Source organism: Eoetvoesiella caeni, from assembly GCF_003315175.1.
GTDB lineage: Bacteria > Pseudomonadota > Gammaproteobacteria > Burkholderiales > Burkholderiaceae_B > Eoetvoesia > Eoetvoesia caeni.
The window spans coordinates 213,337-226,648 of sequence record NZ_QNRQ01000006.1; the positions used below are offsets into that span (position 1 = coordinate 213,337).

Consider the following 13,312-nt stretch of genomic DNA (forward strand, 5'->3'; position numbering starts at 1 on the left):
ATGTCTCCCGAAAAAATTCAACACTATGGCGATGCCTTGTATGAGGCGTTGGCCAGCCGGCGTGCGATTGCACCCTTGACTGAAACCGAGCCCGATATCGTCATTGCCGATGCCTACCGCATTCAGCTGCGCATGATCGAGCGGCGCCTTGCCGAGCGCAACGAGCGCGTCATCGGCAAGAAAATCGGAGTAACAAGCCAGGTCGTCATGGACATGCTCAAGGTCGACCAGCCGGACTTCGGGCACCTGACTTCGGGCATGGTGTATGGCGACGGCGCGGCTATCGAAGCCGATACCTTGATCGCGCCCAAGGCCGAAGGCGAGATTGCCTTCGTGCTGAAGCACGATCTGATCGGACCGGGTGTGACGAACGCCGATGTGCTGCGCGCCACCGAATATGTTTTGCCTTGTTTCGAGATCGTCGATTCGCGCATCCGCGACTGGAAGATACGCATCCAGGACACCGTGGCCGATAACGCCTCTTCGGGCGTGTTCGTGCTGGGCGATGCGGCGATCGATCCACGCAAAATCGACTTGTCGGTGGTGGGCATGACATTGGAAAAGAACGGGGAAATCGTTGCCACCGGCGCCGGCGCGGCCGCGCTGGGCCATCCCGTCAATGCCGTTACCTGGCTGGCCAATACGCTGGGCCAGCTTGGCATGGGACTCAAGGCCGGCGAAGTGATTCTTTCGGGGTCGCTGGCGGCCATGGTGCCGGTGCAGGCTGGCGACAATTTGCGGATGACGTTGGGTGGCGTAGGTTCGGCCAGCGTGCGTTTCATTTAATACGGGAAGGGACATGGCACTCGACGCAACAACTATACAGAAACTGGCGGTACATCTGGACGAGGCGGAGACGCAGCATAAAGAGGTGGTCAAGATCACCGATGCATATCCCGATCTTGATTGGGACGATGCCTATGCCATCCAGGATGCCTTGCGGGGCATCAAGCTGGCGCGCGGCGTTCGCATTGCAGGCCTGAAAATGGGCCTGACCTCGCACGCCAAGATGAAGCAAATGGGGGTGGTCGACCCCGTGCGCGGCTTCCTTACCGATTATGGCATGGTCGCCGACGGCGGCGAATGCGAAATGTCCGGGCTGATCCATCCCAAGGTCGAGGCCGAAATCGCCTTCGTGACCAAGCGCGCACTGTCAGGGCCGGGCTGCCATATCGGCGCAGTGCTGGCGGCAACCGATTTCGTGGTTCCAGCACTGGAAGTGATCGACTCGCGCTACCTGGACTTCAAGTTCGACCTTAAAAGCGTTATTGCCGACAACACGTCGGCTGCGCGCTACGTCGTGGGCGGCAGCGGCGGCAATGCCATAGGACTGGACCTGAAGAACCTGGGCGTGGTCATGGAGAAAAACGGCGAGGTGGTGGCGACCGCGTCGGGCGCGGCGGTGTTGGGGCATCCTGCGCAAAGCGTTGCCATGCTGGCCAATATGCTGGGCGCGCGCGGCGAAGAAATACCCGCCGGCACGCTTATCTTGACGGGCGGCGTGACCGAAGCGGTGGCGGTGGCGAAGGGCGACGTTATCAATGTGCGGTATCAGCACCTGGGTTCGGTATCGCTGCGCTTCGTTTGAAGGCGCGGTGCAGGAAGACGGCTCGGGTAAAGGAAAAATCATGACTCAGAACGGTAAAGTAAAAGTAGCGATCATCGGGTCGGGCAATATCGGCACGGACTTGATGATCAAGGTCCTGCGCCACGGCGAACGGGTGGAAATGAGCGCCATGGTGGGAATCGACCCGGCCTCGGACGGCTTGGCGCGGGCGGAGCGCATGGGGGTCACGGCCGTCTCCAACGGCATCGAGGGCCTGCTTGCGTTGCCGGGATTCGAGGACATCCGCATTGTGTTCGATGCAACTTCGGCCGGCGCGCATGCGCATCACAACGCGGTCCTTCAGCAGCATGGCGTGCAGGTCATCGACTTGACGCCGGCGGCGATCGGCCCGTACGTCATTCCAGCCATCAATCTGGACGAGAAGCTGGATGCGCCGAACATCAATATGGTCACTTGCGGCGGACAGGCCACCATCCCCATCGTCAAGGCCGTGTCGCGCGTGGCCAAGGTGCATTACGCCGAGATCGTCGCTTCGATTTCCAGCCGTTCGGCGGGGCCGGGCACGCGTGCCAATATCGACGAGTTCACCGAGACCACATCCAAGGCAATCCAGGTGCTGGGCGGGGCCACGCGAGGCAAAGCCATTATTGTGCTGAACCCGGCCGAGCCGCCGCTGATCATGCGCGATACGGTATTCACGCTTTCCGAGCCGGGCGACCAGGCGGCCATCGAGGCCAGCATCAAAGAGATGGTGGCCTCGGTGCAGCGCTACGTTCCGGGCTATCGGCTCAAGCAGGAAGTGCAGTTCGACTTGTTCGACGAAAGCCGCCCCTTGAATGTGCCGGGACTGGGCAAAGTCACCGGCCTGAAAACTTCGGTGTTTCTGGAGGTAGAGGGCGCGGCGCACTATCTGCCGGCCTATGCGGGCAATCTGGACATCATGACTTCGGCCGCGCTGGCGTGTGCCGAGCGCCTGGCGGCAACGCGCCTGAGCGACGTGGTGGCGTAAGGAACATGGAGAATTCAATGAACACCAAGAAACTATATATATCCGATGTGACCTTGCGCGACGGCAGCCATGCCATCCGCCATCAGTACAGCATTGCCAACGTCAAGCAAATCGCCAAGGCGCTGGACGAGGCGAAGGTCGACTCGATCGAGGTCGCGCATGGCGACGGCCTGGCCGGTTCCAGCTTCAACTATGGTTTTGGCGCGCATACCGACCTTGAATGGATTGCAGCCGTGGCTGAAACTGTGCAGCATGCCAAGGTCACGACCTTATTGCTGCCGGGGGTAGGTACGGTGCATGATTTGCGTGCCGCCTACGATGCCGGCGCGCGCGTCGTGCGCATTGCGACGCATTGCACCGAAGCCGATATTTCAAAGCAGCACATCGAGTATGCGCGCGAGCTGGGCATGGATACCGTGGGCTTCCTGATGATGAGCCACATGAACGAACCGGCCAAGCTGGCGCAGCAGGCCAAGCTTATGGAAAGCTACGGCGCGACTTGCGTGTACGTGGTCGATTCGGGCGGCGCCTTGAACATGAACGACGTGCGCGACCGCTTCCGCGCCTTCAAAGACCTGCTCAAGCCCGAGACCGAAACCGGCATCCACGCGCATCACAATTTATCGCTGGGCGTTGCCAACTCCATCATTGCGGTCGAAGAAGGCTGCGACCGTGTCGACGCCAGCCTGGCCGGCATGGGCGCGGGCGCAGGCAATGCGCCGCTGGAGGTATTCATTGCCGCGGCCGAGCGCCTGGGCTGGAACCACGGTTGCGATCTATACAAGCTTATGGACGCGGCCGACGACATCGTGCGGCCGTTGCAGGACCGTCCGGTACGGGTCGATCGCGAAACCCTGGCCCTGGGCTATGCGGGCGTGTATTCCAGCTTCCTGCGGCATGCCGAGGCGGCGGGCGCGAAATACGGCCTCAAGACGGTGGACATTCTGGTCGAACTGGGAAGGCGCCGGATGGTCGGAGGCCAGGAAGACATGATCGTCGACGTGGCCCTGGACCTACTGCAAAAGCAGTCGGTTCAGGCGTAACCGGGAATAGCAGGCTGAAGTTCAAAATAAAAGCGCAGCATGTAAAAAATCGCAAGTTTCAAGAACCGCAGGTTCAAACGAAGCCGCAGGCTTAAACAAAAACCACAGGAGACATTATGAAAAAAATTACTGGAGCGGCTTTTATCGCCGGATCCTTGCTGGCCGCCGCAACGGCCCAGGCCGACGTAACCGTCGGGTTTTCGGGGGTGCTTTCTGGCCCCCAGGCGGTGATTGGGCAGGATCAGCACGACGGTTTCATGCTGGCGGTTGAACAACTGGGCGGCAAGTTCGGCGACCAGAAGGTCAATGTGGTCAGCGAAGACGACCAGCTCAAGCCCGATGTCGGTGCGCAGATCATGCAAAAGTTCCTGGAGCGCGACAAGGTCGATGCCATAGTGGGCCTGGGCTTTTCGAATGTGCTGATGGCCGAACTGCGCCGCATTAAAGAATCGGGCGTGGTGGCTATTTCCACCAATGCCGGGCCGGCGCCGATTGCCGGCAAGCTTTGTTCGAACAACTTGTTCGTCATGGCCTGGCAGAACGACACCATGTCCGAAGCCATGGGCCAGTATGTGCAGGACCTGGGGCTCAAGAGCGCCTACTTGATGGCGCCAAGCTACCAGGCCGGCAAGGACAAGCTGGGCGGATTCAAGCGCTATTACAAGGGCACTATCGTCAAGGAAGCCTATACCCCCCTCGGGCAGTTGGATTATTCCGCCGAAATTTCCACTCTGCAGGCGGCCAATCCTGAAGCGCTGTTCGTCTTTTATCCGGGCGGACTGGGCATCAACTTTGTACGCCAGTTGGGCCAGGCTGGTCTGATGGGCAAATTGCCGTTCTTCTCCGAAGGCGCAATCGACTCCAACACGCTGGCCGCTCTCAAGACCCAGGCCGATGGTTCTATATACGGGGCCACCTGGGCTCCCATTCTGGACAACGCCCAGAACACGAAGTTCGTCAAGGCGTTCCAGGACAAATACGGGCGTACGCCGTCCGAATACGCCGCCAACGCCTACGATGCGGCCTATCTTCTGGATGCCTCGGTGCGCAAGCTCAAGGGCGATGTTTCCGACCGCAAGGCTTTCGTGGCCACGGTCAAGGAGATGGGTTCGAAGTTCCCGACGGTGCGCGGCAAGTTCGCCTTCAACACCAACAATATGCCCATCCAGAACGTGTATGCGTTCAAGGCGGTGAAAGAGGGCGACGGCATCGCCGTCAAGAAGCTGGCCACGGTGTTCACCGATCATCAGGACGCATACGTAGGCCAGTGCAAGATGTAACTCTGGCTTTGCCAACCGTGGGCTTGCCGACGTAGAGGCATGAAATCGGCGTCTGCGTCCGACCTTTGCATTCACGTGCAATCCGGAAATGGAATAGTGAAGCCAGTGTGCGCGCAGCCGGGCTGCGGCGCGCGCACTTTTAAACGATATGGAATGGATGCATGAATAGTTCCTTGTTTCTGTCGCAGTTGCTCAATGGCTTGCAGCTTGGCGTGCTGTTGTTTTTGCTGTCGTCGGGCTTGACCCTGATCTTCGGCATCATGAATTTCATCAACCTGGCGCACGGGTCTTTGTATATGATCGGCGCCTTTGTGGGCGCGGCCACCTATAACGCCAGCGGTTCCTTCCTTTTTTCCATCGCGGCCGCCATGGCTTCGGCTGCTGCCGTGGGCTTGATCATCGAGCACCTGGTGGCCAGGCCGCTATATCGCTACGATCACTTGTATCAAGTGCTGGCCACGTTCGGGCTGATGATGTTCTTCAATGAGCTGGCCATCGTCATCTGGGGCAATCGGCCTTACTTTGTCGAGATTCCCGAGGTCATCAGGGGATCCGTCATGATGTTCGGAGCTGAGTATCCGATTTATCGCTTGCTGATTATTGTCGTCGGCGTGCTCGTCGCCTTCGGCGCCTGGTTTCTTATTCAGAGAACGCGCTTCGGCATGCTGACCCGGGCGGGCGCCACCAGTTCGTCGATGGTGGGCGTGCTGGGAGTCAATATCGACCTATTGAAAAAGTCGCTGTTCATGTTGGGGGCTGCATTGAGCGGCCTGGCGGGCACGCTGGCGGGTCCGATACTGTCGGTGCAGTCCGGCATGGGCGATCCGGTCTTGATTCTGGCCCTTGTGGTTATTGTGGTCGGAGGTATCGGCTCGATCCGCGGTGCGCTGCTGGCCGCCATCATCATCGCCATCATCGACACCCTGGGTCGTGCTTATCTGCCTCATTTGCTTGGGTTGGTCCTGGCTCCGGCGGCCGCCAACACGACCGGAACGGCGCTGGCCTCCATGCTCATCTATATTCTCATGGCCTTTGTGCTGGCGTTCAAGCCGCACGGCATCATGAGTTCCGCCAAACGCTGATCGCGGCAAGCCTTGATAAAGGAACTCGACCATGTTTAAAAACAAATCCGCCCTATGGATTGCATTTCTTTTCTTAGTGCTGGCCTGCATACCATTCGTCGCTCATGCGCTGGATGAGCCGTTTTACGTGACCTTCTTTGCGCGCGTGCTGGTATACGCGCTGGCAGCCTGTGCGCTCAATGTCGTTCTGGGGCTGGCCGGACTGGTCAGTTTCGGCCATGCCATGTTTATCGGCCTGGGCTGCTATGCGGTCGGCATACTGAGCCATTACGGAATCAGCAGCGGCTGGATACAGTTGCTGGCGACCATTGCCGTATGCGTCGTTGTAGCGCTTGTGGTCGGCACCGTGTGCCTGCGCACGTCCGGCATAGGTTTCATCATGATTACGCTGGCTTTTTCGCAGATGTTCTATTTCTTGATGATCAGCCTTACCGAGTTCGGCGGCGACGACGGCCTGAATATCTACGAGCCCAGCGACTTCGGCCTGTTTCAGCTTGGCGGCAGCAACGAAGTTTACTGGGCGGCCTGGGCATTGCTGCTGGCATTGGTCGTTTTCCTCTTGCGCTTTCGGAATTCGCCCTTTGGCATGGTGCTGCGCGCCACGCATATCAATCCGCGCCGGGTGGACGCCTTCGGCTATTCGGTATTCTGGGTGCAACTGGCGGCCTACGTGCTTTCCGGCGTCATTACGGGCTTTGCTGGTTTCTTGCTGGCCAATCTTACGTCGTTTGCCTCGCCCAGCTATATAGCCTGGCATGTTTCGGGCGAGCTTATCGTGATGGTGGTGATAGGCGGCATTGGGCTGGTGACCGGCCCCATCATTGGCGCCATTGCCTTTTTGTTGCTGGAAGAAATCCTTAAAGGCTGGACGACGCACTGGATGCTGGTCATGGGACCGGTAATCGTGCTGATCGCCTTGTTGGGCAGGAACCAGTTTTCCTGGCTCAAAGTGTATTTCAATCGCCCCAAGCCCGCCCTGAACAAGGCCGAGCTTGTCAACGAGCGCCGCTTGGCAAGGGAAACCCGATGAATACCGCTATGCTTCCGCTTGCCTTGCGCACGCAAGGCCTGGTCAGATACTTCGGAGGCCTCAAGGCCACCAACGATGTGTCGTTTGATATTGAACCTGGCGAATTGCGCGCCATTATCGGGCCCAATGGCGCCGGCAAGACCACGCTTATCAACCTCTTGACGGGCGAATTGCCTGTCCACGAAGGCCGGATTTTCATTGGCCAGACCGACGTTACTGCGCAGGCCATTCAGCAGCGCGTGGGGTTGGGCCTGCTGCGTTCATACCAGATCACCTCGGTCTTTGATGCATTCACTGTATTCGAAAACGTCTGCCTGGCGGCTCGGCGCAAGCAGGGTGTGGGGTTTGCCGTCTGGAAGCCGCTTACCGCCTATGGCGATGTCGCCGAGCGCGCCCGCCGCGTCATCGAGGATTGCCATCTGGACGAAGTCAAGGACGTCACGGCCGACAGCCTGGCTTATGGGCAACGCCGGCAACTTGAAATTGCCATGGCGCTGGCCGCCGACCCCCGCATTTTGTTGCTGGACGAACCCATGGCGGGAATGAGTGCGGCGGAAGGCGCGGCGGCCATCCAGATGCTGGCCTCGCTTAAAGGCAAGTACACGATTCTGCTGGTCGAGCACGATATGAATGCCGTGTTCTCGTTGGCCGACCGCATCAGCGTTCTGGTGTACGGCAGCATCGTCGCAACCGGCACAGTCGACGAGATACGCAATCACCCCGAGGTGCGGCGCGCATATCTTGGCGACGATGAGGACGCCTGATCCAGGCGTGAATGCAGAGGGCGGCGGCGACCGGCCGAAACAAAACCATAGGATTCGAGCATGCTTTCCATTCAAAACCTGGCGGCCAAATACGGCGCATCGCAAGCCTTGTTCAATGTCGACCTGGAGGTCGGGGCGGGGCAGGTCGTGGGCCTGATCGGGCGCAACGGCATGGGACGCACGACAGTCATCAAATGCCTGTTCGGCTTGCTGCCGGTCGTTGGCGGAACCATACAGTTCGATAATCAGCGCCTTAATGGCCTGGCTTCGTACCGCATCGGCCGTATGGGTATATCGCTGGTGCCCGAAGGGCGCCAGATATTTCCCACCCTTAGCGTCGAAGAAAACCTCATTGCCACGGCCTCGCGCTCGGCAGCTCACGGGCAGTGGACGCTGGAGCGCATCTACAAGTTCTTCCCACGACTGCAAGAGCGTCGGCAAAACCTGGGCACGCAGCTGTCGGGCGGCGAGCAGCAGATGCTGGCCATAGGCCGCGCCCTGATGACGAATCCCCGTCTGCTGGTGTTGGACGAGGCGACCGAAGGTTTGGCGCCTATTGTCCGCGCCGAAATCTGGAAGGTGCTGCAGGAGCTTAAGAACGAAGGCCTGTCCATGATTGTGATCGACAAGAACACCAAGGCCTTGTTGCGTCTGGCCGATTACAATTTCATACTGGATAAAGGCGTTACGGTTTGGCGGGGCAGCTCGCCGGAGCTTGCCGCCCGTCCCGATCTGGTAGACCGTTACGTTGGCGTTTGAGCGCGCGTCAAGGCGCCCATCTCGTCCAGCCGGCCGGGCTTAGGCCGCAAAACTCAGTCCCTTGGCCGGAAGTCCCTCTTCAAGTACCGCAGACTCAACTCGCCAGCGTAAGCTGGCGGTTATGGATTATATTGTCTTGCGCAAATAGAATTGGCGATTTGAAGCCGGAGCCGCTGGCAGCGCTGCCGCGCTCGGCCGGCAATAATTGAAACTATCATCTGGAGGCAGGTTTATGTCGAATAGTATGGACGGCGTTATGCAGGGGCGCGTGCAGTGCCCGCCGCAGGACAGTGAAGCGGGCTATAACTTGCGAGTCGCCTTTCCCGATTTTCCGCAGGTGCTGCAGGGATGGCAAAGTGCAAGCCGCGAGCTGCTGCTGAAGCAGCGCCCCGCGGTCGATATTGCCTATGGCGATCAAGCACTGCAAAATCTGGACTTTTATCGAGCCCCGGCAAACAACACGCCCTTGCTTGTTTTTGTTCATGGCGGATATTGGCAGGGCGGCGACAAGGCGGATGTAGGCTTTATTGCCGCGCCCTATATTCAGGCCGGTATCAGTGTCGCGGTCATCAATTATTCGCTTGCGCCCGCTGCGCGCATCGAAGACATGGTTGTCGAGGTGCGCAACGCCCTGAGGTGGCTGCGAGACAATGCCGAGCATCTTTCCGTGAATCCACGGCGTATTTCCCTGATGGGCCATTCGGCTGGCGGTCATCTCGTCACCATGATGGCCGCCTCTGACGAGGCGAACGATGATTTGCCGGTATTTGAGCATGTGTTTGGGATTAGCGGCGTGTACGATGTGCCGCCTTTGGTGCCGTCGTCCATTAACAATGCATTGGGACTGGATGCCGCTCGCGCCGAAGCGCTAAGCCCGATTGCCAAGGCAGCTCCCAAGACTACTCGCGTGCACACGTTTGTAGGTGAAAACGAAACCGAACAGTTCCATCTGCAGGCGGCAGCGCTGGCGCAGTCGTGGGGGCAGGCGGTGGTAGCGCATTACAGCGTGCCGGATACCCATCACTTCACGGTGTTGGATCTGCTGGGCGATCCGGCATCGATCTATAGCCAGACCATCGTCAAGGCTATCAGCAACTGAACAATCTGGAGTCGTTTTGACCACGAAGCAAAGTGCGAGTCCCGCCTTTCAAGGCAAGGCCAAGCAAAGTAGTCTTGTTCCCGGGCACACGGCAGTGCCCGTCTCGTCCGACTGGGTTGCACGCAGTCTGCGCAGCGTCTGGCATCCGTGCACGCAAATGCAGCATCATGAAACCATGCCGCTGGTTGCGGTAAGCCATGGGCGCGGCGCCTGGCTGTACGACCACGAAGGCCGCCGTTATCTGGACGGCATCAGCTCCTGGTGGGTCAATCTTTTCGGCCACGCCAACCCCCGCATCAACGCCCAGCTTAAAGATCAACTGGATCGCCTCGAGCATGCCATGCTGGCCGGCTTCACCCACGAGCCGGTGGTCCAGCTCTCGGAACGCTTGTCCACGCTTGCCCAGAATGTGCTGGGTCACTGTTTTTATGCTTCCGACGGAGCTTCGGCGGTCGAGATAGCCTTGAAAATGAGCTTTCATTTCTGGCGCAACAGCGGCCGCGAGCAAAAGCAGGAATTCGTCTGCCTCAAGGACAGCTATCACGGCGAAACCGTTGGCGCCCTGGGCGTGACCGATGTGGCTTTGTTCAAAGACGCTTATGGGCCTTTGCTGCGCCAGGCGCATATCGCGCCGTCGCCCGACGCTCGCGGTGCGCGGCCCGGCGAAACTGCCGCCGGTGTCGCCCACCGGGCAATTGCGGGGCTGGAAGCGCTGCTGCAAGAGCGCGCCGACCGGATCGCGGCCGTCATTGTCGAGCCGCTGGTCCAGTGCGCCGCCGGCATGGCCATGTACGATGCGCTCTACCTGACCGAGCTGCGGCGGGTATGCGACGCTTACGATGTGCACATGATCGCCGACGAGATCGCCGTGGGCTGCGGGCGCAGCGGCACTTTCTTTGCCTGCGAGCAGGCCGGCGTATGGCCCGATTTCTTGTGTTTATCCAAGGGTATAAGCGGAGGCTACCTGCCCTTGTCGCTGGTCATGACGCGCGAACATATATACCGGGCTTTTTACGATAACGACGTAACCCGCGGTTTTTTGCATTCCCACTCCTACACCGGCAATCCCCTGGCATGCCGGGCCGCGTTGGCGACTTTGGACATTTTTGCCGAAGACGATGTGCTCAACGTCAACCGTCAGCGGGCTGCCAGGCTGACCCAGGCATTGCAACCGCTGGCGAAGCATCCACGCGTGCGGCACTTTCGCAACCAGGGCATGATTTGGGCTTTCGACGTGGTATTCGATGGCCCGGAACAGCAGTCCGGTTTCGCGCGCCGCTACTTTACGTCCGCCTTGCAGCACGAGCTTTTGCTTCGTCCTATCGGCAATACGGTGTATTTGATGCCGCCGTATATTCTTGACGACGACGATATCGAGCACCTTGCCAGTCGTACACTGACTGTTTTGAATGAAGTGCTGAACTTGTCATGACTACGAAGCAAAGCGCGGACTCCGCCGCTACAGGCGAGGCCAAGCAAGGCAATGCTGCCCCATCACCCAAATCCTCGCCGAGCAATGGCGCGGAAGCTTCGGCCTTGCCCTTGCAGCCGGAATTTTCCAACCTGAAGTCGTTGGCGTTGATTCAGCGTGAACTGGCCTCGCTGGAGCAGCGCGGCCTGCGCCGCAGTTTGCGTCAGGCCGACACGCCGTGCGCCCCGCGGGTGCAAGTGCAGGGTCGTCCCTTGCTGGCATTCTGCAGCAACGACTACCTTGGCCTGGCTGCCGACGGGCGCGTTGTAGAGGCCCTGCGGGAAGGCGCCTTGAAGTACGGAGCGGGTAGCGGGGCGTCGCATCTTATCAGCGGGCACAGCCGCTCTCACGCGGTACTGGAGGAACGGCTGGCCGGTTGGCTGGCGCCGTTCGTGCCTTCGTCCCGTGCCTTGTATTTCAGTACCGGCTATATGGCCAACCTGGGCATCATGACCGCACTGGCCGCCATGGACGGACAGGCCGAATTCTTTTCGGAAGCCTTGAACCACGCCTCGATCATCGACGGCATGCGCCTTGCGCGTGCGACTGTCAAAGTCTATGCCCACGGCGATATACAGGCGCTGGAGCAGTTGTTGACGGCCAGCACGGCAGCGACCAAGGTGGTAGTGACGGACAGTGTCTTCAGCATGGATGGCGACCTGGCTCCGTTGCCGCAGCTATTGCAATTATGTGAACGTCATGGCGCCTGGCTGGTGGTCGACGATGCCCACGGCTTTGGCACCATGGGTTCCGAAGGCCATGGCGTGTTGCAGCATTTCAATATTCGCTCCGAACATCTGATTTATTTGGGCACCCTGGGCAAGGCGGCCGGGGTCAGCGGAGCCTTTGTGGCCGCTCATGCCAGCGTTGTCGACTGGTTGGTGCAAAAGGCCAGATCCTATATTTACACCACCGCTTCGGCGCCGGCCCTGACTCATGCTTTGCTGACCAGCCTGGACATTATCGAGAGTCCGGAAGGGGCGCAACGGCGCGCCCACGTGCAGTCCCTTATTCAAATCCTGCGGGCCGAACTGGTTTCCCGGCCCTGGCAATTGCTTGAATCCGACACCAGTATCCAGCCTGTCATTGTCGGCGCCAATGGGGACGCCATGAACGTGGCGGCCCGATTGCTGGACCAGGGCTTGTGGGTGCCGGCTATCCGGCCCCCTACTGTACCGCCGGGGACGGCAAGGTTGCGCGTCACACTGTCGGCCGCGCACACCGCTGGCGAACTGCGGCAATTGATATTGGCATTGAATGAATTGGGTAAAGGCTGGGCGATATGAGCAAAGAAGCATCAACGGGCTTTGCCTGTTTTGTGACGGGCACGGATACTGAAATAGGCAAGACGCTGGTTTCGAGCGCCTTGTTGTATGCATTGGTCCAGAAGGGCGGGCGGGCGGCGGGAATGAAGCCGATCGCCGCAGGTACGCAACTGGTGCAAAGGGAGTGGCACAACGAGGATGTCGACAGCCTGGTCGCGGCGGGCAATCTTGATTTACCGCTGGAACTTGTTACCCCATATTTGTTCCATGATGCCATTGCGCCCCACATTGCCGCCCACCGCGAAGGGGTGGAGATGCGGCTCGAGCACATTCTGGATTGCTATGCCGCCATTGCCGCGCAGGCCGATGCCGTGGTGGTCGAAGGAGTGGGCGGGTTCCGCGTGCCGCTGTCGCCGGGGTTCGATACGGCCGACCTTGCCGCCCGCCTGGCCTTGCCGGTAGTGCTGGTGGTGGGTCTGCGCCTGGGTTGCATCAGCCATGCTTTGCTGACTGCCGAAGCCATAGCGCAGCGGGGCCTTCCGCTTGCGGGCTGGGTGGCCAACACCGTCGATGCCGACATGCCGTTTCTGGCCGAGAACGTCGATACTTTAAGGGCCCGGCTGCCGGCGCCTTTGCTGGGCGTCATTCCCCGGTTGGCCGCGCCGTCGGCCAAAGCGGCCGCTGGTTTTGCCGACTTCTCGATGTTGCCCGGGTGGCCCGGCGCCTAGGCCGGCGGCGGGCGCTGCTTTGATCTATCTTTCAACTGGAATTCAACGTTGTTATGCAAGGTAACAACAGCACGCGGTGGCTGCGCACAGTCCCGCATTTGCATTCGTTTTCAGCTTGCATTCATGTTGCTCATTTTTACAGTCGAATCGGAAACGTAGCGCTGTGCGCCGAACTAAATCGGTGCGCGCCGTTCTTAGCTTCAGAGTCTTGCACA

General features: G+C 59.6%; 13 protein-coding genes. All 13 read left to right on the forward strand.

Features of this window, described 5'->3' with window-relative positions; all coding sequences use genetic code 11:
- The 13 genes from dmpE to bioD all read left to right on the forward strand — a co-directional run bounded on the left by dmpE (nucleotide 1) and on the right by bioD (nucleotide 13,097).
- Nucleotides 1-786: a 2-oxopent-4-enoate hydratase gene (gene dmpE, locus DFR37_RS13040; protein WP_113933756.1), complete on the forward strand. Its 786-nt coding sequence runs from the start codon at nucleotides 1-3 to the stop codon at nucleotides 784-786.
- Between the two features lie 13 nt (nucleotides 787-799).
- Nucleotides 800-1,588: a 2-oxo-3-hexenedioate decarboxylase gene (gene dmpH, locus DFR37_RS13045; protein WP_113933757.1), complete on the forward strand. Its 789-nt coding sequence runs from the start codon at nucleotides 800-802 to the stop codon at nucleotides 1,586-1,588.
- A 40-nt stretch (nucleotides 1,589-1,628) separates the two neighbouring features.
- Complete coding sequence (locus DFR37_RS13050) at nucleotides 1,629-2,576, forward strand: acetaldehyde dehydrogenase (acetylating) (protein WP_113933758.1); 948 nt, start codon at nucleotides 1,629-1,631, stop codon at nucleotides 2,574-2,576.
- A gap of 17 nt (nucleotides 2,577-2,593) precedes the next feature.
- Nucleotides 2,594-3,619, forward strand: coding sequence for a 4-hydroxy-2-oxovalerate aldolase (gene dmpG, locus DFR37_RS13055; RefSeq protein ID WP_113933759.1), 1,026 nt, complete (start codon nucleotides 2,594-2,596; stop codon nucleotides 3,617-3,619).
- Between the two features lie 116 nt (nucleotides 3,620-3,735).
- A complete protein-coding gene (locus DFR37_RS13060; RefSeq protein WP_113933760.1) occupies nucleotides 3,736-4,899 on the forward strand; it encodes an ABC transporter substrate-binding protein in 1,164 nt (387 codons plus the stop codon).
- Nucleotides 4,900-5,060: 161 nt separating this feature from the next.
- Nucleotides 5,061-5,981: a branched-chain amino acid ABC transporter permease gene (locus DFR37_RS13065; RefSeq protein WP_113933761.1), complete on the forward strand. Its 921-nt coding sequence runs from the start codon at nucleotides 5,061-5,063 to the stop codon at nucleotides 5,979-5,981.
- Nucleotides 5,982-6,012: 31 nt separating this feature from the next.
- On the forward strand, nucleotides 6,013-7,011 hold the full coding sequence (locus tag DFR37_RS13070) for a branched-chain amino acid ABC transporter permease (RefSeq protein ID WP_113933762.1): 999 nt from the start codon (nucleotides 6,013-6,015) through the stop codon (nucleotides 7,009-7,011).
- Nucleotides 7,008-7,775: an ABC transporter ATP-binding protein gene (locus DFR37_RS13075; protein ID WP_180148074.1), complete on the forward strand. Its 768-nt coding sequence runs from the start codon at nucleotides 7,008-7,010 to the stop codon at nucleotides 7,773-7,775. Before DFR37_RS13070 ends, DFR37_RS13075 begins: the two co-directional genes overlap by 4 nt.
- Nucleotides 7,776-7,835: 60 nt before the next feature.
- Nucleotides 7,836-8,534 carry an ABC transporter ATP-binding protein gene (locus DFR37_RS13080; RefSeq protein WP_113933763.1) on the forward strand — a complete coding sequence of 233 codons (699 nt, stop codon included), beginning with the start codon at nucleotides 7,836-7,838 and terminating at the stop codon, nucleotides 8,532-8,534.
- A 232-nt stretch (nucleotides 8,535-8,766) separates the two neighbouring features.
- A complete protein-coding gene (locus DFR37_RS13085; protein WP_242341834.1) occupies nucleotides 8,767-9,633 on the forward strand; it encodes an alpha/beta hydrolase in 867 nt (288 codons plus the stop codon).
- 94 nt (nucleotides 9,634-9,727) lie between these two features.
- A complete protein-coding gene (gene bioA / locus DFR37_RS13090; RefSeq protein ID WP_113933810.1) occupies nucleotides 9,728-11,065 on the forward strand; it encodes an adenosylmethionine--8-amino-7-oxononanoate transaminase in 1,338 nt (445 codons plus the stop codon).
- 131 nt (nucleotides 11,066-11,196) lie between these two features.
- On the forward strand, nucleotides 11,197-12,390 hold the full coding sequence (gene bioF, locus DFR37_RS13095) for an 8-amino-7-oxononanoate synthase (protein ID WP_242341844.1): 1,194 nt from the start codon (nucleotides 11,197-11,199) through the stop codon (nucleotides 12,388-12,390).
- On the forward strand, nucleotides 12,387-13,097 hold the full coding sequence (bioD, locus tag DFR37_RS13100) for a dethiobiotin synthase (RefSeq protein WP_113933765.1): 711 nt from the start codon (nucleotides 12,387-12,389) through the stop codon (nucleotides 13,095-13,097). Before bioF ends, bioD begins: the two co-directional genes overlap by 4 nt.
- Nucleotides 13,098-13,312 lie beyond the last annotated feature (215 nt).